At 69.9% G+C, this 24,724-nt stretch carries 20 protein-coding genes; 7 read left to right on the plus strand and 13 right to left on the minus strand.

What is annotated here, in order from left to right; genetic code table 11:
* Positions 1–23: 23 nt before the first annotated feature.
* From AB0H64_RS09310 to AB0H64_RS09325, 4 genes are all read right to left on the minus strand, one after another.
* Entirely contained in the window at positions 24–491 is a 468-nt protein-coding gene (locus tag AB0H64_RS09310; protein ID WP_355434142.1) for a histidine phosphatase family protein, read from the minus strand.
* Between the two features lie 502 nt (positions 492–993).
* On the minus strand, positions 994–3,276 hold the full coding sequence (locus tag AB0H64_RS09315) for a sodium-translocating pyrophosphatase (RefSeq protein WP_357622017.1): 2,283 nt from the start codon (positions 3,274–3,276) through the stop codon (positions 994–996).
* Positions 3,277–4,194: 918 nt separating this feature from the next.
* Positions 4,195–4,626, minus strand: coding sequence for an ATP-binding protein (locus AB0H64_RS09320; RefSeq protein ID WP_357622020.1), 432 nt, complete (start codon positions 4,624–4,626; stop codon positions 4,195–4,197).
* On the minus strand, positions 4,627–4,977 hold the full coding sequence (locus AB0H64_RS09325; protein ID WP_101786510.1) for an STAS domain-containing protein: 351 nt from the start codon (positions 4,975–4,977) through the stop codon (positions 4,627–4,629). It lies immediately after the preceding gene.
* 409 nt (positions 4,978–5,386) lie between these two features.
* On the opposite strand from AB0H64_RS09325, the gene AB0H64_RS09330 reads away from it, so the two are divergent.
* On the plus strand, positions 5,387–7,987 hold the full coding sequence (locus tag AB0H64_RS09330; protein WP_357622024.1) for a DEAD/DEAH box helicase: 2,601 nt from the start codon (positions 5,387–5,389) through the stop codon (positions 7,985–7,987).
* A 194-nt stretch (positions 7,988–8,181) separates the two neighbouring features.
* Here the strand turns inward: AB0H64_RS09330 and AB0H64_RS09335 are convergent, their stop codons facing one another.
* The 3 genes from AB0H64_RS09335 to AB0H64_RS09345 form a co-directional block, all read right to left on the minus strand.
* The gene (locus tag AB0H64_RS09335; RefSeq protein ID WP_357622026.1) at positions 8,182–8,925 is read right to left on the minus strand and encodes an Rv3654c family TadE-like protein; all 744 of its coding nucleotides are present in this window, start codon (positions 8,923–8,925) and stop codon (positions 8,182–8,184) included.
* A 159-nt stretch (positions 8,926–9,084) separates the two neighbouring features.
* Positions 9,085–9,405 carry a TadE family type IV pilus minor pilin gene (locus AB0H64_RS09340; RefSeq protein WP_357622029.1) on the minus strand — a complete coding sequence of 107 codons (321 nt, stop codon included), beginning with the start codon at positions 9,403–9,405 and terminating at the stop codon, positions 9,085–9,087.
* 56 nt (positions 9,406–9,461) lie between these two features.
* Positions 9,462–9,752 (minus strand): DUF4244 domain-containing protein, encoded by a 291-nt coding sequence (locus tag AB0H64_RS09345; protein ID WP_357622032.1) that lies wholly within the window; start codon positions 9,750–9,752, stop codon positions 9,462–9,464.
* 487 nt (positions 9,753–10,239) lie between these two features.
* On the opposite strand from AB0H64_RS09345, the gene AB0H64_RS09350 reads away from it, so the two are divergent.
* The gene (locus AB0H64_RS09350; RefSeq protein WP_357622035.1) at positions 10,240–10,971 is read left to right on the plus strand and encodes an alpha/beta hydrolase; all 732 of its coding nucleotides are present in this window, start codon (positions 10,240–10,242) and stop codon (positions 10,969–10,971) included.
* Between the two features lie 408 nt (positions 10,972–11,379).
* On the opposite strand, the gene AB0H64_RS09355 is transcribed toward AB0H64_RS09350, so the two are convergent.
* Positions 11,380–12,627 carry an MFS transporter gene (locus AB0H64_RS09355; protein WP_357622038.1) on the minus strand — a complete coding sequence of 416 codons (1,248 nt, stop codon included), beginning with the start codon at positions 12,625–12,627 and terminating at the stop codon, positions 11,380–11,382.
* Positions 12,628–12,750: 123 nt separating this feature from the next.
* Here AB0H64_RS09355 and AB0H64_RS09360 point away from each other — a divergent pair, with 123 nt between their 5' ends.
* A complete protein-coding gene (locus AB0H64_RS09360) occupies positions 12,751–13,716 on the plus strand; it encodes a LysR family transcriptional regulator (protein ID WP_357622041.1) in 966 nt (321 codons plus the stop codon).
* A gap of 104 nt (positions 13,717–13,820) precedes the next feature.
* On the opposite strand, the gene AB0H64_RS09365 is transcribed toward AB0H64_RS09360, so the two are convergent.
* The 5 genes from AB0H64_RS09365 to AB0H64_RS09385 all read right to left on the minus strand — a co-directional run bounded on the left by AB0H64_RS09365 (position 13,821) and on the right by AB0H64_RS09385 (position 20,127).
* Positions 13,821–14,342 (minus strand): type II secretion system F family protein, encoded by a 522-nt coding sequence (locus AB0H64_RS09365; RefSeq protein WP_357622044.1) that lies wholly within the window; start codon positions 14,340–14,342, stop codon positions 13,821–13,823.
* Positions 14,343–15,034: 692 nt separating this feature from the next.
* Positions 15,035–15,742, minus strand: coding sequence for a type II secretion system F family protein (locus tag AB0H64_RS09370; protein ID WP_357622047.1), 708 nt, complete (start codon positions 15,740–15,742; stop codon positions 15,035–15,037).
* Positions 15,743–15,895: 153 nt separating this feature from the next.
* A complete protein-coding gene (locus AB0H64_RS09375; protein ID WP_357622050.1) occupies positions 15,896–17,065 on the minus strand; it encodes a TadA family conjugal transfer-associated ATPase in 1,170 nt (389 codons plus the stop codon).
* 258 nt (positions 17,066–17,323) lie between these two features.
* Positions 17,324–18,364: a septum site-determining protein Ssd gene (gene ssd, locus AB0H64_RS09380; RefSeq protein WP_357622053.1), complete on the minus strand. Its 1,041-nt coding sequence runs from the start codon at positions 18,362–18,364 to the stop codon at positions 17,324–17,326.
* Positions 18,365–19,332: 968 nt separating this feature from the next.
* Positions 19,333–20,127: an oxidoreductase gene (locus tag AB0H64_RS09385; protein WP_357622056.1), complete on the minus strand. Its 795-nt coding sequence runs from the start codon at positions 20,125–20,127 to the stop codon at positions 19,333–19,335.
* 424 nt (positions 20,128–20,551) lie between these two features.
* On the opposite strand from AB0H64_RS09385, the gene acs reads away from it, so the two are divergent.
* The 4 genes from acs to AB0H64_RS09405 all read left to right on the plus strand — a co-directional run bounded on the left by acs (position 20,552) and on the right by AB0H64_RS09405 (position 24,721).
* The gene (gene acs, locus AB0H64_RS09390; protein ID WP_357622059.1) at positions 20,552–22,525 is read left to right on the plus strand and encodes an acetate--CoA ligase; all 1,974 of its coding nucleotides are present in this window, start codon (positions 20,552–20,554) and stop codon (positions 22,523–22,525) included.
* Between the two features lie 366 nt (positions 22,526–22,891).
* Positions 22,892–23,362, plus strand: coding sequence for a phage holin family protein (locus AB0H64_RS09395; protein WP_357622062.1), 471 nt, complete (start codon positions 22,892–22,894; stop codon positions 23,360–23,362).
* Positions 23,352–24,272 carry an alpha/beta hydrolase gene (locus AB0H64_RS09400; protein WP_357622065.1) on the plus strand — a complete coding sequence of 307 codons (921 nt, stop codon included), beginning with the start codon at positions 23,352–23,354 and terminating at the stop codon, positions 24,270–24,272. Before AB0H64_RS09395 ends, AB0H64_RS09400 begins: the two co-directional genes overlap by 11 nt.
* Positions 24,269–24,721 (plus strand): DUF309 domain-containing protein, encoded by a 453-nt coding sequence (locus tag AB0H64_RS09405; protein ID WP_357622068.1) that lies wholly within the window; start codon positions 24,269–24,271, stop codon positions 24,719–24,721. Before AB0H64_RS09400 ends, AB0H64_RS09405 begins: the two co-directional genes overlap by 4 nt.
* Positions 24,722–24,724 lie beyond the last annotated feature (3 nt).

Consider the following 24,724-nt stretch of genomic DNA (forward strand, 5'->3'; position numbering starts at 1 on the left):
GGTCGGTGTTCCCCGGGATCCGGTCAGTGTTCCTTGGGATCCCAGCGCGAGACCAGGTGTCCCTCCCCTGGGCACAGGTCTACCCAGGAGGAACCCGTCCGGATCACCGCGAACGACCCTGGCCGGAACCCGTAGTCTCCGCCCGCCAGCCCGAGCGCCAGCTCGTGCACCCCGGGGTTGTGCCCGCACAGGACGAGCGTGCCCACCTCCGGGCCGGTCCTCCTGACCAACTCCAGCAGCTCGTCCGGGTAAGCCTCGTAGATATCGCGCTCGTAGCTCACCTCGACGTCGGGGAACGCCAGCTCGGCGGTGCGCCTGGTGCGCTCGGCCGGCGAGCACAGGACCAGGTCGGGGACGAGCCCCATGTCCCGCACCTCGTCACCGGCGCGGCCGGCGTCCCGCTCGCCCCGTTCGGTCAGCGGCCGCTCGCGGTCACTCAGGCCGGGCACCTGCGCGGCCTTGGCGTGGCGGAGCACGATCAGCGTGGGCATCCGATCACACCCCCCTCGACGCCCACATGCCCATGGCCACGATGACGGCCAGAATGACGAGCATCGCGAGCAGGATGAGGGCCAGCGTCTTTCCACCGGTGGGCCGCTTGTCGTCCATCCGCACAGTTTCCCACCGGGGCAGTCAGGTGTCCCGAAGGGGTCCGATCACTCGGCCCCCCACCACACCCCCGCCTCTCCGCCATGCGCCACCCGCTCCTCCATGCGCCCCCACACCGCCGCCACCATGTGACCCACACACCCGGGCCCCCCGGTGCGACCACCACACCCGCTCGCCACCGTGCGACCATCACACCCGCCCCGCCCGAGCCCCCATAGCCGCCCCCCATCCGGGGCCGCCGCAGCCGCCCCTCACCCGAGACCGCCGCAACCGTCTCTTTCCCCCCGACGCCGTCGAAGACGCGAAGCCTTCGTCCCGAAACGCGAGCGCCCGCCCTCCCCACATCGGGAAGGACGGGCACGTGCGGACTGCGAGGGCGTCGGCCTACGACGCGACCGGGGTGTGCTCCCGGTTGTTGTTGTTGGCCGGCTCGCTGGTGACCGAGCGCCGCTTGGAGACGACGATGGCCACGACCACCACTCCCACTGCGAACACCGTGACCCCGACCCGCAGCACGGTGTTGCCCGCGTACAGCACCACGGCGGGCGCCACCAGCAGGGCGACGAGGTTCATCACCTTGATCAGCGGGTTGATGGCCGGACCGGCGGTGTCCTTGAACGGGTCGCCCACCGTGTCACCGATGACGGTCGCGGCGTGGGCCTCGGAGCCCTTGCCGCCGTAGTGGCCGTCCTCGACCAGCTTCTTCGCGTTGTCCCAGGCGCCACCGGAGTTGGCCAGGAACACCGCCATCAGCGTGCCGCAGGCGATCGCTCCGGCCAGGAACGCGCCCAGCGGCGCGTACCCGAGCGCGAAGCCAACCGCGATCGGCGTCATGACCGCCAGCAGCCCCGGAGTGGCCAGCTCGCGCAGCGAGTCACGGGTGCAGATGTCGACCACGCGCCCGTACTCGGGCTTCACGGAGCCGTCCATGATGCCCGGGTTGTTGCGGAACTGGTCGCGCACCTCGAACACCACGCGCATCGCGGCCCGCCCGACCGCCATGATCGCCAGGCCGGCGAAGAGGAACACCACAGCCGCGCCGATGATGAGACCGACCAGTACGTTCGGCTGGTCGATGCTGAGGCTGAACGAGGTGGCCTGCGCGAGCTGCGACTCCACCGCCGTGCGGAACGCGCCGAACAGCGCGGTCGCCGCGAGCACGGCCGTGGCGATCGCGATGCCCTTGGTGATGGCCTTGGTGGTGTTGCCGACGGCGTCGAGGCTGGTCAGGACCCGCGCGCCCTCGCCCTCGACGTCCCCGGACATCTCGGCGATGCCCTGCGCGTTGTCGGAGACCGGGCCGAAGGTGTCCATGGACACGATGACGCCGACCGTGGTGAGCAGGCCGGTGCCGGCCAGCGCCACCGCGAACAGCGCGATCGTCACGTTCCCGAAGCCCAGCAGGAACGCGCCGTATACCGCGCCCGCGATGATCAGCGCCGAGTAGACCGCCGACTCCAGGCCGACGCTGATGCCGGCCAGGATGACGGTGGCGGGGCCGGTGGCCGAGCTCTCACCGATCTCCCGGACCGGGCGGCGGTTCGTCTCGGTGAAGTAGCCGGTCAGGAGCTGGATGGCGCTGGCCAGGACCAGGCCGATGAGCACCGCGCCGATGGCGATCAGCCTCGGGTCCGCGTCGGACTTCACGGCCGAGCCGCTCAGGCCGCTGAAGCTGTCCGGCAGGTACCAGAACGCGGCTGCCGCGACCAGCACCGCGGAGATGGCGGCGGAGATGAAGAAGCTGCGGTTGATGGCGGACATGCCGTTGCGGTCGCGGTCGCGCATGCCGGTCACGAAGATGCCGATGATGGCGGTGACCACCCCGATCATCGGGACGATGAGCGGGAAGATCAGTCCCTGCTCGCCGAAGGCCACCTTGCCGAGGATCAGGCTGGCGACCAGCATGACCGCGTACGACTCGAACAGGTCGGCGGCCATGCCGGCGCAGTCACCGACGTTGTCTCCCACGTTGTCGGCGATGGTCGCGGCGTTGCGCGGGTCGTCCTCCGGGATGCCCTGCTCGACCTTGCCGACCAGGTCGGCGCCGACGTCGGCGGCCTTGGTGAAGATGCCGCCGCCGACACGCATGAACATGGCGAGCAGCGCCGCGCCGAAGCCGAACCCTTCGAGCACGCCCGGCGCGTCCCCCTGGTAGAGGAAGACGACGACGGCCGCGCCCAGCAGGCCGAGCCCGACGGTGAACATGCCCGCCACGCCGCCGGTGCGGAAGGCGATGCGCATGGCGCGCTTCTCGCCCGTGTCGCGGGCCGCGGCGGCCACGCGCACGTTTCCGCGCACGGCCAGCCACATGCCCATGAACCCGGTCAACGCGGAGAACACCGCGCCGACCACGAAGAAGATGGAGCGACCGATGCGGACATCGGTCTCGCCCGGCAGCAGAAGCAGCAGGAACGGAATCACGACGACGAAGATCGCCAGCGTGCGGAACTGCCGTGCCAGATAGGCGGCAGCGCCTTCCTGCACGGCCCGGGCGATGTCCTGCATGCGCTCGGTACCCTGGTCAGCGCGCAACACCTCGCGCACCAGGCCGCCGGCGACGGCCAGAGCGATCAGTGCGACCGCGGCGACCACGATCACGATGGTGAGATTGTTACCGTTCAGGGCCAGATTGGACGCTGGCTCGGCGGCCAGCACGTGCCTAAACATCGGGTTCTCCTCGGCAAGACCGGTCGTCCTGCCCGGGCGGTGCTGCGAACGTCGGCTGGCGGTGCGGCACCATCCGGGTTGTGGGTGCCGCTTCCGGTTGAGTCCGCAGTTTCGCCGGATCACCTTGGCCGGTGCCGGGAGTCTACGCAGCGTCTGCCAGGATATGAAGGCTCTGCAGCCGGTTAATTGTGCGCGCGTCCAGTAAACCGCTGACAGCGGGGCGATTTGGGATCTGACAAGGCAAATTTCCGGCGGTTTACGGCCCTGACAACACGAGATAACGACACGCCCGAAAGACCCACCAGCCCCGTAGGCCTCCTGACCACCGGCTCTCCCTGTGGCCACACCGTGGATGCCTGCGCCGGCCGGTCGTCACGGCACAGGTGGGACAGGCGTACAGAGGGTCCCGGGGCCATGAATTGTCGGCATGCTCGGAGAGCAGGGCGGACGAAGCCCAGGGGACGATGATCTGCCGGCACCCCTCAGGGCCGCGGCACGTGGATGCCACCGGACCGCGGCATGTGGAAGTCAACGGGCCACGGCACATGGAGGTCTCGGGACTACGGCGCATGGAAGCCATCGGACCACGGCACATGGAAGCCTCGGGTTCGGTGCGCGGAAGCCTCGGGGCCACGGCACATCGAAGCCTCGGGTTCGGTGCGCGCGTCGCGGCGGTCGGCCTGCGCCGCTGGAGGAGCGTGCCCCTGGACAGAGGCCGGCCCCGGTCGGCGGGTGGGGCCCACCGTGCCTTGCCGTAAAGGATGGATGTCACGCGGAAACGCACGCACAGCCACGGACGGCACCAAACACCCAGCGGCGCGACACTCACCACGCGCCCCGGACGTGCTTGGCGGCCGTCGTCAACGGGTCGCCGCGCACGCGCCGGGAGCCGCGCAAGCGCCAGAACAGAAAGGGGATCTACACGGGAAGGCGGCCGTTGGGGGCGGCGGGCCAGCTCATGCGGATGCGCATGCCCTTGGGACTGGGAAAGACCTCGACATCGTCGGCCAGGCCCGCGATGACCGCGATGCCGAAACCCGTCGTGAACGGGTCGGAGAGCATCCCCAGATCCAGGGGTTGCTCCGGCTTGATCTCGTCGCTGGGGGCCTGGTCGCTTACTGTTACCTCGAAACGTCCGGAGTCGTCACGTAGCTCGATGCGGATGGGCTCGCCCGGGCAGTGGGCACGATGGGCCTCCACCGCCCGAGAGCACGCTTCACCCACGGCGAGCCTGACCTCGTCCAGGAGCGACTCCTCCACGCCGGTGCGCCGGGCGATCGCCGTGGCCACCAGCCGGGCGGTCCGCACGTGTGCGGGGAGGGCACTGAACGTCAGCTCGACAGTGGCCATCTACTTGTCTTTGCCGTGAGCTTCCTTGGCTTCGTCGACAGAAGCGTAGATCCCGAAGACCTTGGTCAGACCGGTGATCCGGAAGATCTTGAGAATGCGCTCCTGCGTGCAGACCAGCTCCAACGAGCCGTCGTGCGCCCGAACCCGCTTGAGCCCCCCGACCAGCACACCAAGGCCGGTCGAGTCCAGGAAGTCAACCTTCTCCATGTTCACGAGAAGGTGGAAGTTACCCTTGTTCACCAGATCGATGAGGAGCTCACGCAATCTCGGCGCGGTGTAGACATCGATCTCACCCTCGACCTCAACGATGGTGAGTCCGTCTTCGGTGCGGTGATCCAACTTCAGATCCACAGATCCTCCAGCGCCTCGCCTGCGAAAGTACCCTTATGAGCCTGGTCGTCCGGAGCTTAGCCGCCCGGCCGACCGACCCTGACGCGCGGCATTCAACCATGCGTCTCGCTTGTGTCTACACGAAATCACGATTCCCGACGACTTTGCCCACGGATGCAGACTGGAAACAGTGACTTCCACCGCTTCCTCCCCACACCGGCCAGGTCCACTCCTGCGGCACCTGCTCGGCGTTCCCGCACGTCACGAGCGCGTCACCCATGTGGAGCATGTTCCAGCACGTCAGGCCGGTCAAGCCAGATGGCCGAAATGGGCGCCGGAACTCCTGGTTACGCGCTTGGCGAACCGCGGCATCACCGGCATGTGGCCCCATCAGTACGAAGCCGCCGACCTGGCCTATCGTGGCCGAAACGTGATCATTTCCACGGGTACGGCCTCGGGCAAGTCGCTGGCGTACCTGGCCCCGGCGGTCGCCTCCTGTCTCGACGGAGGCACGGTCCTGTATCTGACGCCGACCAAGGCCCTGGCCGCCGACCAGCTCCGCGGGCTGCGGGAGCTGCACATCGCGCAGGTGCGCGCGGCGACGTTCGACGGTGACACTCCGTTCGAGGAACGGACATGGGTGCGCCAGCACGCGAACTATGTCCTGACGAACCCGGACATGCTGCATCGCAGCATCCTTCCTCGGCACGCCCAGTGGTCCTCGTTCTTCCGCCGGCTCCGCCTCGTGGTGGTGGACGAGTGCCACGGCTATCGGGGGGTGTTCGGCTCGCACGTGGCCCAGATCCTGCGCCGCCTGCGGCGCGTCTGCGCCCGGTACGGGTCGCACCCGGTGTTCCTGCTGGCCTCGGCGACGGCCAGCGAGCCGGGGACGTTCGCCAGACGGCTGACGGGGCTGGAGATGGACGAGGTGACCGAGGACGCCTCCCCCAAGGGCGCGACCACGTTCGCCCTGTGGGAGCCGCCGCTGACGGAGCTGCGCGGCGAGGGCGGCGCTCCGGTGCGGCGCACGGCGACGGCCGAGACTGCCGACCTGCTGGCCGACCTGGTCCTGGCCGACGTCCGGACACTGGCCTTCGTCCGCTCGCGGCGCGGCGCTGAGACGGTCGCGCTGACGGCCCGCGCCAAGCTCGCCGACGTCGCCTTCTCCCTCTCCGCCCACGCCCACCGCCCCCGCCCCTCAACCGTGTACCCCACCGACCACACCGACCACACCGACGCCCAACTCCCGGCTCCCGTTGAGCCACACCAGCACCCCAACTCCCAGCAGCGAACCGACACTCAGCGGCACCTGCACCCCGATGGCCAGCAGTCCACCTCCACGCAACAGAACATTCATCCCGACACCCATCAACCCAACACCACCCAGCAGCACATCCAGCCCGACAGTCAGCAACCCACGCCCGCCCCGCACCACATCCAGTCCGACAGACCGCATCCCACGCCCGCTCAGTGGCACCTCCGCCCCGATACCCGGCAACCCACCACCACCTGGCAGCACGTCCACCCCGACACCCCGCATCCCATGACCGCGCAGGGTGACCTCCCAGCCAGCCACCACCCCGTGAGCCCTCGCCACCTGCACAACGAGCTCCCCGACCAGCAAGACCCCGCGGATGCCCCCACCTCCCTCCCGCCGGGTTCCTGGCCGCTCCCCGACGACGCGTCCGACTCGGCCGGTCTCCCGGACAAGGTGGCCGCCTACCGGGCCGGCTACCTCGCCGAGGACCGTCGCCAGCTGGAGAAGGCGCTCCGCTCGGGCTCCCTCATGGGTCTGGCCACCACGAACGCCCTCGAACTCGGCGTCGACGTCTCCGGGCTGGATGCCGTACTGATCGCCGGCTGGCCCGGTACCCGCGCCTCCCTCTGGCAGCAGGCGGGCCGAGCCGGACGCGACGGCCAGGACGCGCTGGCCGTCCTCATCGCCCGGGACGACCCGCTCGACACGTACCTGGTGCACCATCCGGACGCGCTCTTCGGCCGGCCCGTCGAGGCGATCGTGCTCGACCCCGACAACCCGTACGTCCTCGGCCCGCATCTCTGCGCCGCGGCCGCGGAGATCCCGCTGAGCGAGGACGACCTGCCGATCTTCGGTCCCACAGCGCCGGAACTCCTCGACGACCTGGTGACCCAGGGCCTCCTGCGGCGGCGCCCCACCGGGTGGTTCTGGACCCGGCGCGAGAGGGCAACCGACCTGGCCGACATCAGAGGCTCGGGCGGCGCCCCGATCCAGGTGGTCGAGTCGTCCACCGGCCGCCTCCTCGGCAGCGTGGACGAGCCGTCGGCGCACACCACCGTTCACACGGGCGCGGTGTATCTGCACCAGGGCGAGACGTTCCTGGTCGAACTGCTCGACCTCGAAGCCGGGGTGGCTCTGGTCAGCAGCAGCGAGCCGGACTACACAACGTTCGCCCGGGATGTCACCGAGATCTCCGTACTGTCCTCCCTTCGCTCGCACGCCCTGGGACGGGGCGAACTCCACTTCGGCGAGGTCGAGGTGACCCGGCAGGTCGTCTCGTACCTCAAACGACGTCTCCAGTCCGGCGAGATGCTCGGCGACGAGCCCCTCGACCTCCCGCCGCGCACCCTCCGCACCAGGGCGGTGTGGTGGACGCTCCCCGGCTCGGAGCTGGTACGGCTGGCCGAGGACGGCATCGACCTCGGCGGCGCCGCCCACGCCGCTGAGCACGCCTCCATCGGACTGCTGCCCCTGTTCGCCACCTGCGACCGCTGGGACATCGGCGGCGTCTCCACCGAGCTGCACCCCGACACGGGCCTGCTGACCGTGTTCGTGTACGACGGCCACGAAGGAGGCGCGGGCTTTGCCGAGCGCGGGTACTCCCGGGCAGCCGACTGGCTGACGGCGACGCGTGAGGCGATCGCCTCCTGCGAATGCGAACGCGGCTGTCCCTCGTGCATCCAGTCCCCCAAGTGCGGCAACGGCAACGAACCCCTGGACAAGCGCGGCGCCATCCGCCTCCTCGACACCCTCCTGGGCACGTCGCCGAACTGACCACGGGGTTGTTCGACACGGGCGGCCGGAAGCGGTCCGCGCGGGGGGTTCTGATGCGTGATACCGGTGATGAGTCTTCGTGAAGTCACTGGTGGTGGGTCTTCGTGAAGTCACTGATCGTGCCGATGTTCCTCTTGATCGCGAGGGTCCGGGGCGTGGAGGTCGGCCGGAGATCCGATCAGGGTTCGTCGCGCTCACCTGGCTGGGGATGAACCGTCCCAGTCATCGCCTGAGGCCTGGTCAACGGGCTGGCCGGCAGGTCGCGGGCCCGCACGGGAGCGACCCGTCAGTGATCGGCTTCCCGCGAACGGGTACCGGGCCGCAAGGGATGTCCAGACGTCGGCGATCTCGTCGCTCACTTGGCATCTGACTAGCTTCGTGCCGTTCTCTGCTGCCACGGCGGCCGCTACTCGGCACGCCTCGTCCGGGTCCGTGATCGCCAGCCGTGCCGCCGCCAGAGCACTCAGGTCCGCCGCGGCGTTGACGCGGTGACGGGCCACTCGCGCGGACGCCACGGTGGCCAGCGCCACGGCGACCACCATCAAGATCCCCATGAGCGCGATGCCCCACAAGGTCGCCGAGCCCCGGTCGCGTCCTTGAGGGCGTCGGTCTGGAAGAACGGTGGACGACACGTCAGACCCTTCTCGATTACGTCTCTCAGTTGCGTCTGTTACGCCGGTCATGTCGGCTACGTCGGACACTGGTCTCTCGGTGAGGTGCTGGTGTCGATGGCTTGCGCTCGTGGATCTCCGGTCTCCAGCCTCTGTAGGGCCGATGCGTGTTCGCCGGTCGTCTCCTGCTTCTCGCCTGTTCTTCGCGTGCTTCGCGCCCTTCGTGTCATCGGGGTCGTTCACGCCATCCACCTCATTCACCTCATGTGCCATCTCCGTGTTCTTCGCGTTGTTCCCGTGCTTCGCGTTCTTCGCGTGCTCCGCCATCTCCGCGCGCTTCGCGTTGTTCAGGTGCTTCGCCCTCCTCGCGGACTCGCTTTTTCGCGGTGGTGGCAATGTGCCGGTCTCGGTTATGTGTCGGGGCAGGGAGGTGTGCGGTTGCTTTGCCCGGCTTCTGGAATGCCGGCTTGTGCCGGCTCGCTGGTTTCAGCTCTCGGTGGCAGCCGAGGCGGAGGCCGACACACGTATCGCGGGGAAGGCCGCACCCCACGCCGGCCGCACATCCACCGCGACCTTCACGTGTGTACGTTCCGGGCCTCGGCTCACCTCCACCTGGGCGTCCGACCGAGTCGCCGACCTGACCACTTCGCGTACCTGGTCCAAGGGCTCCCCGCGGGCGGCGGCCCGCGCTCCCACGCGGGCCGCGTCCACGCATTCGAGCTGGGCTCCGACGGCCTGGACAGTCCACAGAGCGGCGGCCAGCACGACCATCAGAGCGGGGAGGACGGCGGCCGTCTCGGCGGTCACCGAACCTCTGGACCCTGATGGCCCGGCACGCCACGCGGTGGACCTCCGGGTCAAGGTCATGTGGTGGTCTTGAGGGCGCGGTCGATGAGTGCCTTGAGCATCTCCTGGACCTCCGGGCTGCTCACCACCTTGAACAGCAACGCCGCGAAAGCGCAGGCCGCGATGGTGCCAACGGCGTATTCGGCTGTGGACATGCCTCGGTCGCGGTTGGCCACCGCGTAGCGCGCCCACGTGGCGATCCACCGCCCGGCACGGCGGCGCTCTTCCGCGCCCGCCGGAGGAGTGGTGGGGGATTCCGCGGTCGCCGTGACGGTGGTCTCTCGGAAGGTAATGGGGTCGCGCATCATGCCTCCAGGTGGCTCGGTGCCGGGGCGATCCGGCGTTGCGGACCAAGCGTCGCGGGGAGGGACGGGTGGCCGTTGCGCCGAATGGCGTTCTGTGGATAGGGCGGAGTGGGCGGGGTTCCCTGTGGATGCGTGCCGATTGCGGGCGGGGAGATCTGAACGATCTGCGCAGTTGAGGCCGGAGTGAGGACGCTGTGGTGGGGCCGGGGATGCAGGGTTGTGGAGTGGGCCCGTGACTCCTTTGGGAGGAGACGGGTGATGGCACCGGCCTGGGGCCGCTCAGAACTCTGAAGGTCGCTGCGACATGCGCACTTGGTGGCGCGTCCCTGACGTGACGCGAGTGATGCCCTTCGTGATACGTTCTGCGGCGACGTGCACCGCTGCGAACCTGAGGAGGTGAGACCGATCAACGCTGTGACAGGTCGGGGCTCCCTCCCTTGCAGGGTCTAGGGAGCGCCCGCAGGAGGCATCCCGAAAGGCTTGCAACGCTTTGCGCTTCACTTCCCAGACGTCGTCGGACGGCGTCACAGAACAGCTCTTCACCCTCGGCGAGATCCCCGGTGTGCTGTGGACGCCGGAAGACGCCCTCGGCCCTCGGCCCCTGATCCTGATGGGACACGGCGGCGGGCAACACAAGAAGGCCCCCGGCGTCCTTGCCCGCGCGCACCACTTCGTCGCTGAGGGCGGTTTCGCGGTCGCCGCGATCGACGTACCCCATCACGGTGAGCGGCCGAAGGACGAGGAATTCACCCGGATCGCAACCGAGAACCGGGCCCGTATGGCCGCCGGAGAGGACACGGCCGCGCTGGTGGTCGCCATGCACACTCTCCTGGCCGGGCAGACCGTCGCGGAATGGCAGGCGGTCCTGACCGCGCTCCAAGCACTCGACCATGTCGGCGAGGGCCCGGTGGGCTATTGGGGCATGTCGATGGGCTGCGGGCTCGGTGTCCCGCTCGTCGCCGCAGAACCCCGGGTCCGCGCCGCGGTACTGGGCCTGCTCGGGTCGCCCGAGCTGGCCGGGACCGCCTCGCGGGTCACCGTGCCGATGCAGTTTCTCGTCCAGTGGGACGATGCGCTTGTACTGCGGGCCCAGAGCCTGGCGTTGTTCGACGCTTTCGGTTCAGCCGAGAAGACGCTGCACGCCAACCCGGGCAATCACGGAGATCTGCCATGGTTCGAGACGGACAGCTCGCTGCGCTTCTTCGCTCGGCATCTCGGCTGATACCCGCCAAGTCCTCTGTAGTCCGCTGTAGTCCTCGACCGCGCCGGTCGTGATCCGTTCCCGGCCGGCGCGTTCGCGGCAGGCCGTTCGGCATAGCCGGGCAAGTGCACGTGCGGCAGATCGGCGAAGACGAGGGGCGTGTCTGCCGCGGATCGTGTCAGGAGGGCAGGTTCAGAACCGTGCGAACCATAGTGGAAGTGATCACGGCCTCGGGACGACCCGGCCGGTGGCACCCGGGCCTGGGTCTGACCAAGAGCGATCGAGCAGCCCGAGCTCGCCATGGCGGCGGTAGCGATTCAGTCACTTGGAAGCGGTGATGCGAGGTGCCCATCTCCTGCTGCGGGCGGGTGCGACGTCTCTCGACCGGCCGACGTCGTCCTCCGGGGCTGGGCGGGGCGTTGTGATGCGTCATGCCGACCGGACGTCCTCGGCCGGCGCGGCAACCGCGGGTTCAGGCATGTGTGTTCCCTTGGGCAGCAAGAGCGGGGTGGCAAGCAGGAGAACGCCGGAGATGGTGATCGCGGTGAGCGGGCTGGTGAGTGTCGCGAGGACGCCCCAGATCGCCATGAGGGCGGCCTGAGCGAGTTTGCTGCTGATGCTCCATGCGGTGAGCACTTGCGCGGTGTGATCAACAGGAGTGCGTTGTAGACGTTCTGTCGCGTAGATGGGGTTGAAGACGCCCATGCAGGTGATCAGCAGGCCCTCGACGACGATGACCGTGAGAAGTCCGGGGATGCCCGGTTGGGTGAGGGCGAGGCCGAGCGGGAAGAGAGATCGCAGCCAGCCGGAGACGATCATGACCCGGTGCCGGCCGTGGCGGGCGACGAGGCGCGCGGAGAGGCGGGCGCCGACGAAGCCGCCGATGGCGGGGACCCCGAAGGCGAGGCCGTATTGCCAGGCCGGGAAGTGGTACTGGCCCAGCAGGAGGATGGACAGGAGCGGGACGGTGGCCATGATCAGACCGCCGACGGTCGCGGAGTTGAAGAACAGACCTCGCAGTACGCGGTCGTGGAGGATGAACCGCCAGCCGTTGAGAAGGTCGGCTCCACGCAACCTGGTGGCCGGGTCGCGAGGTGCCGCGACGTCGCCTCCACGGATGCGGAGCACTCCGAGCGCGGACAGCAGGTAGCTGAAGGCGTCCGCCGCGACCGTGATCATCGGGCCGAGAAGCCCGATGAGTGCCCCGCCCAGAGGCGGTCCCGCCGCGGTCGCCACCCACGCCGTGCCCTCGAATCTGCCGTTCGCGACGAGGAGGTGGTCGCTGCGGACGAGGTGTTTCATGTAGGCGCCGGAGGCGGCGGTGACGGCGATGCTCGCGGTTCCGGCGAGGACCGACACGACAAGCAGCTGGCCGTAGGTCAGTAAGCCCAGGAGGTACGTGATCGGGACGCTCGCCATGGCGAGGAAGCGGACCAGGTCCATCCCGATCATCACCGGGCGCTTGGCCCGATGCTCGACCCACGGCCCGAGCGGGACGGCGACGATCGCCGCGACCGCAAGTCCGGCGGCGTCGAGGAGCGAGACGGCGAAGGCCGACGAATGCAGGACCCGAACCGCGATGAGCGAGAAGGCCCCGAAAGCGATCCACGTGCCGTATGTGCTGACGGCGTAGGCCGACCACAGCCACCCGAAGCCGGGCCCCAATTTCACGCGCACGTGACTCCTTTGCGACAACCGAATGTTTGGCTGCCCGAATCACACCAGCCCTTTTGGCGTGCCATCAAACAACCGACTCTCGGCGAGCCACAACTATTGGTTGGGCATGAATATGCTGAAGCGATGGACACGGAAGCGGTGCGAACGTTCGTCCGGGCGGCCGAGCTCGGCCAGTTTCAACATGTGGCCGACGAGCTGGGCGTGACACAGCAGGCCGTCTCGAAGCGGATCGCGGCTCTGGAGCGCGAGCTGGAGGTCCGCCTGTTCACCCGTACCGCCCGAGGGGTCGAACTGACGCTGGACGGCCAGGCGCTCCTCCCGCACGCACGGAGCATCGTCGCGGATGTCGAGCGCGCCATCGCCGCGATCAGGCCGAACTCACGGGCTCTGCGGATCGACGTCCTCGGCTTTCGGAGCGGACAGGCCATCGTCCTCCACGACTATTGGCGGTCGCATCCCGACACCGACCTCGACGTGGTGACCTTGAAGGCCAGCGACCCACGCGTGGCGGTTGCCGCCATCCGAGCGGGCGATATCGACGCCTCGTTCCGCACCGTCACCGACCCGGCCACGCTGCCCAGCGACGTCGAGATGATCCATGTACTCGACTTCCCTCTGGAGCTCCTCGTGGGCCCGAGACATCCGCTTGCCTCCGCGCGGACGCTGACACCAGCCCAGCTGCGCCAGCATCGGATCTGGGTGCCGGGTATCGCACCACGGAGCGAATGGGCAGAGTTCTACGACCAGCTCGCCACTGCCTTCGACCTCCGCATCGACGGGGCGGGCCCGAACTTCGGCGTCGAGGCGCTTCTCGACACCCTCGCGGAATCCGCGGACGTGGCCACCCTCGTCGGGTCCCGAGACCGCCTCGTCTGGCCGACGAGCTACGACCTACGCCGCATCCCGGTCGTGAACCCTACGATCGCCTATCCGCAATCGCTCATCTTCCCCAGAACGAATCCACACCCTGGACTTCGGGCGATCCTCGACTACTTCGGAAGCCTGGCAACTCTGCCCGAGACAGCCTGGCTACCCTCTTGGGCAACGCCGCGCCGTAACGGTGGGGACGTTCCACACACCCGGCGTTGAGAGTCGCCTCCAACGGCGCGCTGCCGGCATGACGAACCGTGGGACGAAGAAACCGCTGGTGCGGAAAGTCGTGGAAAGCGGGAAGGCCGGAGCGGTGAGGTGGTTCAGGGAAGCACGATGGTCGATGCCAGGCCGGCTATCACGGGGATGATGCCGAGCAGGACGAAGGCCGGCAGGAAGCACAGGCCGAGTGGTGCCACCGCCTTGACACCGACGCTTCGGGCCGCCGCGACCGACGTCGCCCGGGCGGCCTCGCGGGCATCGTCGGCTACGCGCATGAGGACGTCCGCGACCGGTGCGCCGCTCTGCGCGGCACGGCTCATGGCGCGCGCCAGTTGGCCCGTGGACGGGTCCCTGGCGAGGTGAGCCCATGTCGGCTCCGGGTCGGCGCCGAGGCGGAGCTGGCTGCTGACCCAGGAGAGGCGTTGGCCGAGGGGGCCTGCGACCGCGTTCGCGGCGATCTCGGTCGCTGCGCCGACGGGGCGGCCGGCGCTGAGGCAGGCGGCCATCAGGTCGGCGGCGAACGGCAGGTCGGCGATGATCCGTTCACGAATGCGCCGGGTGGCCGGGGCCTGCCTTCTTCGCAGCGCGAAGGCCACCGTGGGCATGGTGAGCAGGCCTGCCACGACTCCTGGGACGCCACCGATCATGAGGGTGGCGATGCCGCCCGCTGCCGCCGAGGTGATCACGGTGCGCCGGTCGAGAGGGCGAGCTGTTGCTCGGGCCGGGGCCAGCCAGGCTGGGAAGGGCTCTTCATGGTGGCCTGGTTTGTGGTGCGCGTCCGTTTGCGAGGGCGAGGGCGTCGGCGTTCTGTCCGTCCCTGGATCGTCCGCATTCAGGGGCCTTGGTGCTCCGGCTGCATCTGGCGGTGTCGGTGCTGCTGCTGTGGAGGTGCCGGGCCTGGGGCGTAGCTTGGCCAGCCGCGCAGCGGGGGTGGTCGGTGACATGCACAGCCACGTGGAGAGGCCGGCACAGAGTGCCGATAGGAGGGCGAGCATTTGTTGGTCCGATTCGTTGGTCCGCTGTCGGTTCGGGGGATGGCTGCCTTGAGTGGGTGGGGTGGCGTGTTCTGCGGTCCGGTTGAGTGGATGGCCGTCGGCGTCGGGGCGCTCCGGGAGACATGCGCAGATCGGAGGCGGGTCACGTGGTCGGGTGGTCCTGGCGTGGCGTCACGTGCATGCTCCGTACGTGATCGATCTTGCTGACGCGCTGTCCGTCGTCCTCGCGCGGGCCGTGTCTACATGGTTCTGATGATGGCGTGCAGTCTGTGAGCTGATTTATGTAGGGGCCCGGGCGTCGCACTGGTACGGACCGGTCTTCATGAAGCCTGGGCTCGTAGGGCCATGCGGTGGGTCCACCACAGACCGCAGGCGTCAAGGGCGATGCCCGCCATGAGGCAGGCGAGCCCGGGAAGGCTGCCGAACAGGAAGTCCAGCGGATGCATGTCCAGCGCGGCGGCCATGAGGAGGCCGAGGGCCGGGAGGGCGGCGAGCATCCTGGCCGTCGTACGCGGGCCGGCGAGCTGGGCGGCGACGTCCTGCCGGTGGACCTGGGCTGTGCGTAACGTGCCTCCGACCCGCTCCACCAGCGCGGCGAGGCCGGCTCCCGCCGTCATGCTGACCTCCCAGCACGCGGCCAGGCGGCGCAGGCCCTCCCCTCCTTGAGTCGGCGCAGCCGCCACAAGGGCGCTCGACACGTCCCCGCCGTCTCGGGCCGCCGCCGCGACTGGCCGTATGGCGTCAGCGTCGGGGAAGTCCACGGCTTCGAGGGCTCTCGTCAGCGCCTCGCCCGGGGTGCGGCCGGCCGTGAGTTCAGCCGTCAGGGACTGGCACAGCTCGATCGTGACCCGGCGCCAGGCGTCGGCTCGGCGGGCCGGGCTGGGGCGCGCCGCCAGCCGTCGTAGGGACTGCCACGGGAACGACCGTTCAGGCGAGGTCATGCGGCGCAGTCGTGCCACCGCGATGTCGGGGCCTGTCCACAGCCAGATGGCGAGGGTCGTGAACATCGCGGCAGTGAACGCCGTCATCGCCTTCTCCTGCCTGCTGCTCGTCGCATGCCGCGGTGTCACTCCGTTGTTCTGTCGTCCCGTGTGGGGTTGATCGCTGTTTCTGCTGGTGGCGCCGAGCTGGACGCAGCTCGGCGCCCGGCCCTGGTGCCCGGGGCGCATGCCTCGCATGCCTCATGACGGTGTTCTTGCTGCGAGGGCGTCGTAGCCGGGACCGAAGTGGGAGCGGCCGTGTGCGTCGAAGCTCAGAGCCGGGACCGCTTCCACGAAGCCCGCCGGAGTGCGGGACAGGAGGCAGATCTCCGCCACGCGGCGGCGGCCGTCCGTGCGTCCGCGCGTCAGGTGCACCACCACGTCGAGCGCGGCGGCGAGCTGGCTGTGCACGGCCTCCCGGGTGAGTCCGGCGGCGCAGCCGAGCGCCTCCAGGCGTGGCGGCACGTCCGCCGCGGTGTTGGCGTGCAACGTGCCGCAGCCGCCCTCGTGACCCGTGTTGAGCGCTGCCAGCAGGTCGACCATCTCCGCGCCTCGCACCTCTCCCACGACGACCCTGTCCGGGCGCATGCGCAGCGCTTGCCGTACGAGATCGCGCAGTCCGACGCCTCCTGCTCCCTCCAGGTTGGCGGGGCGCGACTCGAGACGGACGACATGAGGGTGCAGGGGGCGCAGCTCGGCCGAGTCCTCCACGAGGAGGAGACGCTCACGGGGGTCGGCCAGCGACAGCAGGGCCGAGAGCAGGGTGGTCTTGCCCGTACCCGTCCCGCCCGTCACCAGGAACGCCAGCCTGCCCGACACCATCGACGTCAGCACCGGGACCGCCGCGGGTGGTATGGTCCGCGCGTCCACGAGGTCCACCAGCGTGAACGTGCGTTTGGGTGGGAGGCGCAGCGAGAGGCAGGTGCCGCCCGGAGCCACCGGAGGCAGGACGGCGTGCAGGCGGACGCCTCCGGCGAGTCGGGCGTCCACGTACGGCGAGGCGTCGTCCAGTCGCCTGCCCGCCGCGGCGGCCAGCCGCTGGGCCAGCCGTCGCACCGCGCTGTCGTCGGTGAAGGCGACCGAGGTGCGGCGCAGCCCTTGGCCCGCGTCGACCCACACCTCTCGCGGGCCGTTGACCAGGACGTCGGTGACGTCGGGCTCGGCCAGCAGCGGCTCCAGCGGGCCAGCGCCGATGAGGTCCGCGCAGAGGGCGCGGGCCACCGCCAGGATCTCGGCGTCGCCGTACACGGACTTCTCCGCCCGGAGAGCCACGGCGACCTGCGCGGCGCTGGGCTCGACGCCTGTGCGTGCCAGGCGCACCCGCACGGCTTCGACCAGTTCGGGGGACACGGTGGGGTTGGTGGCGGTCATCTTCTCTCCCTGGGGTTGCCGTCGTGTATGCGTGCGCGCCATCGGACGTCCGTGCCGTCGTATGTGCGTGCCGTCGTATGTGCGTGCCGTCGCGCCGTCGGACGTGCCTTGCCGTCGCGCGTGTGTGCGTGTGTGTGCCGTCGGATGTTCGCGCCGTCGTACGTGCGTGCCGTGGGACGTGCCTGTTCTGGTCGGGCTTGAGGGACTCGCCGGCTATGCCGTTCGTCGTTCCTGGTGGGTGGCTTCTGGTGGGGCGGCTCAGGTGGGGAGGAGGTCGCGGAGGAGGGAGGCGCACGCGGCGCCCAGGGGGGTGCGGTGACCGAGCTTCGGGAGCTCGCCTTGGTTGAGGGTGGTGGTCAGGCGGGGCTGGTCGGGGAGTCGCCCGGCCAAGGGGATGTGGAGTGAGGTGGTGATGGCCTCCTCGTCCAGGACGCCGGGGCGGACGACGGCGCGGACGTCCGCGGTGTGATGGGTGGTTTCCGCGAGCACCTGGGCGGCGGCCAGGACGCCGCGCACGTCCGCGGTGACCACCAGGAACGTGGTGCTCGCCCTGGCCAGGGCCTCGGCGGCGGCCGGGTCGACGTGGCGGGGCAGGTCCACGACGACGAGGTCGAAGCCTCGGTGGCCGGCTTCGAGGACCGAGCGCATCGCCTGCGCGGGGATGGGCTGCACCTCGTGACGCGGGAACGAGAGCACACTGAGCTCTCCGAACGCCGGTAGGGCCGTCTGGAGGGCCGTTGAGCTGACCCGGCCCTCACGGGCGACCAGGTCCCCCCAACGGGCGCCTCCCGACTCCTCGTGGCCGAGCAGGGCGTCTATGCCGCCGCCCAGCGGATCGGCGTCGATCAGGAGCGTGCGCAACTGCTCCTGGGAGGCTTTGAGCGCCAGGCAGGAGGACAGGACACTCGCACCGGCCCCTCCCCGGCCGCCGATCACGCACAGCACGATGCCGGCGCGCGGCTCCGGCTCCATGGCGTCGGCGAACTCCTCCACCAGACGGCGCTCCCCCGACGGCAGCGCCACTACAGCCTGAGCCCCCACCGCGACGCACTTGCGCCAGTTGTCCGGGTCGTCAGGCTCTCGGACGACCAGCAGGACGCGATCTCTGGCGGGGGGCGCGGCCGCGGCCACCGAGTCGGCCAGGTCGTCTCCGACAGCCACCAGCGAGGCGAGGTTCCACAACGGCCTGGCATGGGTGGGGGTGTGGGCGACGTCCAGTTGTGCGCCGGCTGCGGCTGCTATGCGGACGAGGTCGTCGAGGAGGTCGTGATCCTCGGTGATGACCAGCGGGCGGTGCATCTGGGCCTCCCTGGGCTCGGGAGGTCCACCTTGCTGTCGTGGGTGGGTGTCTAGTTGGACCGAACGGGATTCTGTGGATGGCGGTGGGTTACTGGGGCGGCTGTGGACAACTTTCGCCGCAGCCGCCGATCGGCAGGGGCGCGCGGCTGTGGGTCTGCGCGGTAGGCGCGGTGCGGCAGGGCGGGACGGCCGGGACGGGACAGCCTGGCGGGCCTGCCGGGGCGGAGCGGGGCGAGCGGCTGTCCCGGCATTCCGCAGCGGGCGTCTCGGGCGCTCCGTCAGCCGATGACCCGGCGTTCCGTGAGCGGGCGTCTCGGGCGCTCCGTGAGTGGGCAGCCGGACGGTTGAGGCGGGCTGCCGGTGGAGGGCGACGAGGAAGACGAGGGAAAAGGGGCGACCCCCGCCGGGGGGGAGAGCGGGGGTCGCCTGATCGGTCCGGCTCCGGGGGGGTAGAGCCGGTCCCGTTTCAGAAGAAAGCTTTCATCACATGACCGGAGCATGGCAAGGGAGTCGCAAAGCAATCCCGTGCACAGTCACTCCAGTTTCTGCGATACCACCGTATGCTGCCCGATCAACTCGAGTTACGTCGAGGAGCAAACTCGCATTTTCGCCAAGTTTTTTCCCGCAAGCATAACGATCACATAAAGGACGTCACTCTAAGTGATGGTCACGGGGCGGCAACCGAACAGTGTGCGCCCGTCCATGGAGAGGTCTTCCCCGACTCGGCAAAGGTCTTGTTCCAAGGGGTTCCCATCAGGGCGAATCCGACGTACAAAGGTGACACGGACCACTTGTCCGGGTGCGTCAGCAGGGCACCCACGCGCGACCAGCCGCGGGAGGCGCGTCGAGGCGGGCTTGACCCGTCCGACGAACAGAGGTGCACGCTTGGTAACCCTGTGTGACGTATCGGCAGACGGCGTCTCATATCGGGACGCCGTCCGCTATGTCCGGAATTACGCCGGTCGTGCTCAGCCGCGCTGGAGCGCCTCGCAGATGGCGGTCGCTTCCCGCACCCCAAGGGTCACCGCGGAGGCACACTGTCGTACCCACTGCGCCACACCCTCGCCCGTGCCCGTCAGGTAGGCGCGCAGCCCGTCCGCGTACGGCAGCTCCAGGTGCCCCACCTCGACGGCCGCCAGCGACTTCGGGTCCAGCCCGTACTCCACCAGCGTGAGCCGTTCGGCCGCGCGGGCCACCACGCCGTCCGCGACACCGAACGGCCGCACGACCCCGAGCTCGGCGTGCACCACGGCGGCCAGCACGAGCGCGGGCGCCTTCGTCGGCGTCCCCAGCAGCTCGAACAGGGCCTCCATCCGCGCACCGGTCTCCTTGGCGCCCGGCGCGGGGCCCAGGCCGAGCGGGTCGGGGGTCTCCGACTCCTGGTCCGGGGAGTCCGTGCGCGGGCGGCCGAGGTGCGCGGGGTCGGCCAGGCCGGCGGCGGCCGCCGTGTGGAGCCGGGCCAGGACCTGCCGGGGAGCCTTGCGCCAGGTGGGGCCGAGGCGGCCCATCTCGGCCGACGCGCGCAGCGCCCCCTGGACGACCGGGTCGTGCACCTCGTCCCGCCGCAGCGCGTCGAGCGGTACGTCCACGCCCTCGATGGCCGCCGACGCCCGCGCGCCGCGCAGCGAAGACTCCGCGGAGACCGCCGGGCTGGCGCGTCGCAGGACACGGTGCCGGTACAGCAGGTCGACGGCCCGCCGAGCCTCCTCCACCGCCTCAGGGACGCCGGGGAGCCGCGCGATGACGGCCAGTGGGTCACTCACGGAACCAGACCTTACCCGTGAGTACTACTGGCCCGACCGGCCATCTGCCCTGTTTCGAGGAGCCAGGGAAGCTGTCGCGGAGTCAAGGGGAACGGCAGCGCGGAGTGACCGCCGGAAGGAGGCGGCAGCGCGGAGTGACCGTCGGACCGGTGCGGCCCCCGGTCGGCGCGCGGCATGGCGCCGGACCGTACGACCCCGCCCCCGGGGCCCCATAAAGCCCTCACCGACACCGCCATTTGGCCCGTTCCAGCTTTGTTCCATTTCGATGCGGCAACATTTCAATAGCTTTTGTCCGGCCAATCTGGATAAAAGGCCGACCGGTCCAGCCGCCAGGTACAGACCTGTCTAGACCTCTTGTGTGCGCCCCCTATGAGCTGGTGAAGTGGGATACGACCCAACAACCTGGCCATAGAAGGAGCACGAGGTGGCCCCGGAGACCCCTGGCACCGAGCCGCAGGCGCTGTCGAACCTCCTCCAGGAGAATCGCCGGTTCGCGCCCCCAGCCGAGCTCGCGGCCGCCGCGAACGTGACCGAGGCGGCCTACGGCGAGGCCGCCGCCGACCGTCTTGCCTTCTGGGAGGGCGCCGCCGGCAGGCTGGCCTGGGGCAAGCGCTGGGACACGACGCTGGAGTGGAACCCGCCTTTCGCCAAGTGGTTCATCGGCGGTGAGCTGAACGTCGCCTACAACTGCGTGGACCGTCACGTGGAGGAGGGCCGCGGTGACAAGGTCGCCTACTACTGGGAGGGCGAGCCCGAGGGCGACACCCGTGTCCTGACCTACGCCGACCTCCAGCGGGAGGTCTCCAAGGCGGCCAACGCGCTGCTGGAGCTGGGCGTCGGCAAGGGTGACCGGGTGGCCATCTACATGCCGATGATCCCCGAGCTGCCGATCGCGATGCTCGCGTGCGCGCGGATCGGCGCGATCCACTCGGTGGTGTTCGGCGGCTTCTCCGCCACCGCGCTGAAGAGCCGCATCGACGACGCCGACGCCAAGCTGGTCATCACCTCCGACGGCGGCTACCGCCGTGGCGCGCCGAGCGCGCTGAAGCCGACCGTGGACGAGGCCGTCGCCGAGTGCCCGCAGGTCGAGCATGTTCTGGTGGTACGCCGTACCGGGCAGGACGTCGCCGTCAACGAGCGCGACGTGTGGTGGCACGACGTGGTGGAGCGGCAGAGCGAGCAGCACACGCCGGAGGCGCACGACTCCGAGCACCCGCTCTACATCCTCTACACCAGCGGCACGACCGGACGGCCGAAGGGCATCCTGCACACCACGGGCGGATACCTGACGCAGACGGCCTGGACGCACCACGCGGTGTTCGACCTCAAGCCCGAGAGCGACATCTACTGGTGCACCGCCGACATCGGCTGGGTGACCGGCCACTCCTACATCGTGTACGGCCCGCTGGCCAACGGCGCCACGAGCGTGATCTACGAGGGCACTCCCGACACCCCGCACCGCGGCCGGTTCTGGGAGATCGTCCAGAAGTACAAGGTCACGCTGCTCTACACCGCGCCGACGGCCATCCGGACGTTCATGAAGTGGGGGGACGACATCCCCGCCAAGTTCGACATGTCCAGCCTGCGCATCCTCGGCTCCGTCGGTGAGCCGATCAACCCCGAGGCGTACGTCTGGTACCGCGAGCACATCGGCCACGAGCGTTGCCCCGTGGTCGACACCTGGTGGCAGACCGAGACCGGCGCCATCATGATCAGCCCGCTGCCCGGCGTGACCCACGGCAAGCCGGGGGCCGCGATGCGCCCGCTGCCGGGCATCGTCGCGGACGTGGTCGACGACCAGGGCAACAGCGTCCCGAACGGCGGCGGCGGGTTCCTCGTCGTCCGTGAGCCGTGGCCGGCGATGCTGCGCACGATCTGGGGCGACGACCAGCGCTACATCGACACGTACTGGAGCCGGTTCGAGGGCATGTACTTCCCCGGCGACGGCGCGAAGAAGGACGAGGACGGCGACCTGTGGCTGCTCGGCCGCGTCGACGACGTCATGCTCGTCTCCGGCCACAACATCTCCACCACCGAGGTGGAGAGCGCGCTGGTCAGTCACCCGAAGGTGGCCGAGGCCGCGGTGGTGGGCGCGACCGACCCGGTGACGGGGCAGGCCATCGTGTCGTTCGTGATCCTGCGGGGCGGCGCCGAGGAGGGCGACGACATCGCCGCCGACCTGCGCGCCCACGTGTCGAAGACGCTCGGCCCGATCGCCAAGCCGCGTCAGATCCTGGTCGTGCCGGAGCTGCCGAAGACCCGCTCCGGCAAGATCATGCGGCGGCTGCTGCGTGACGTGGCCGAGAACCGCAGCATCGGCGACGTCACCACCCTGGCCGACAGCACGGTGATGAACCTCATCTCCGAGAAGCTGCCCAGCGCCAAGACTGAGGACTAGCCCAAAAGGCCGCAAACCTCCCAAAGGGCCGCTGATCCCGAAATTTCGTGCGATCGGCGGCCCTTGCCGCGTCCCGGCCCGCCCCCGGGAGGAGCCCGGCCCTGGAAGAGGCTTCGCCCGTCCCGGGAAGAGCCCCGCCCAAGCCCCGCCCCGCCCTCGGCGTTATCTTCTCCGATTGGGTAAGAACCGTCACCAGCGGGTTCACCCGGCCGGCTGCACCGGCCGAGTGACGCCACCGCCGGGCACATAGTGGTACGCGAGCGGCGCTTCCCATACGGACCCGCACGCGGCACGTATGGGTCCACAACCGGCGCAAACCGCTGGATGATGTTTGACACGGCCACCAGGCCTCGATAGGAGACGTTCATGCCGCAGACTCCCGAGGAAGAATCCCTGGGCTCGCTGGTCGCCCAGGCGAGCAATCACATCTCGACCCTGGTCCGATCCGAGATCGAGCTGGCCAAGGCCGAGTTCAGGTTCGACGCCAAGCGGGTGGGCACGGCCGGCGGGCTGTTCGCCGCCGCCGCGTTCATGGCGCACCTGTGCCTGATCCTCGCCTCGTTCACGATCGCGTACGCGCTGTCCCACTGGCTGCCCGACTGGCTGTCCTTCCTCATTGTGACCGTCTTCTACCTGCTGGTCGCGGCACTGCTGGTCTTCATCGGCGTCCGCCGGCTCAAAGGGCTGGCCGGGATGAAGCGGACCGCCCGCTCGATCAAGGACCTCAAGGAGATCGCCTCGCCGGAGGAGGAGGCGGCCGTACCGGCGGTCGCGACGGGGCCGTCGGCGGGCCAGGTGGGGCTGCACCGGGAGCCGGTGAGCCGCGATGGCACCTGACGAGTCGGCCGTCCACATCGACGGTCCCTGGAAGCACCGGCAGGTCCACGCGGGCGGCACGCGCTTCCACGTCGTGGAGGCGGGCGAGGGGCCTCTGGTGCTGTTGCTGCACGGGTTCCCGCAGTTCTGGTGGACGTGGCGGCACCAGCTCCGGTCGCTGCCGGCGGCCGGCTACCGGGCGGTCGCGGTGGACCTGCGCGGCTACGGGGGCAGCGACAAGCCGCCGCGCGGCTACGACCTGCCGACGCTGGCGGCCGACGCGACGGGCCTGATCCGGGCGCTGGGTGAGACGGGCGCGGTCGTGGTCGGCCACGACTGGGGCGGGCTGCTCGCGTGGACGATGGCCGTGCTCGACGCCAAGTGCGTGCGCCGCCTGGTGACCGTCTCCGCCCCCCATCCCGTACGGCTGCGCGGCGCCCTGCTCACCGACCCGCTCGGCCAGCTCCGGGCGAGCAGCCACCGCCTCGGCTTCCAACTGCCCTTCCTGCCGGAGCACCGGCTGACCCGCAACAGCGCGGCCATGGTCGGGCGGCTGCTCGACGAGTGGTCCCGGCCGGGCTGGCCCGACGCCGAGACCGCCCGCGTCTACCGCGAGGCGTTCGGCATCCCGACCGTCGCCCACTGCGCGCTGGAGTACCACCGGTGGTTCGGCCGCTCGCAGCTACGCCCCGACGGGCGGCGCTACGCCCGGGTGATGCGCACCGAGATCGAGGCGCCCACCCTGCAGATCCACGGCGCGCTCGACACGTGCCTCCTGCCGCGCACCGCCCAGGGATCGAGCCGCTACGTGGCCGCCCCCTACCGGTGGAGGCTGCTCGAAGGCGCCGGCCACTTCCCCCACGAGGAAACCCCCGACCTGTTCGACGCCGAGCTGACCGGCTGGCTGTCGGATCCGGAGCCCGACCGATGAGAGATCGCGATCCCGAGGGCAGGCCGCGCAACGCCCGGCCGCGCGACGCCTACGGCAGGCCGCTGCCGCACGGCTCGTCCGGCGGCATGCCGCGCGTGCCCGACGACTACGCCCCCACGACCGAGCAGGCGCTGGCCGACGGCCGCCGCTTCCTGCGCGAGGGCCTGCCGTTCAACGCCCACGAGGTGTTCGAGGGCCGCTGGAAGTGCGCCCCCGAGGAGGAGCGGGAGCTGTGGCAGGGGCTGGCGCAGATCTGCGTGGGCCTGACGCACCTCCAGCGCGGCAACGGCCGCGGCGCCCTGACCCTGTTCGAGCGGGGCGCGGCCCGGGTGCAGTCGTACGGCGAGCCGTACGACGCGGTGGGCCGGGGTGCCTGCTCCCTGAGCCCTGACAGCGACCCCGATCAGGCGATCAAGCTCATCCTGGGCGAGCTGCCCGCAGCGGGCTGACGC

The organism is Nonomuraea sp. NPDC050733 (genome assembly GCF_040654215.1).
In the GTDB taxonomy this organism is placed as follows: domain Bacteria; phylum Actinomycetota; class Actinomycetes; order Streptosporangiales; family Streptosporangiaceae; genus Nonomuraea.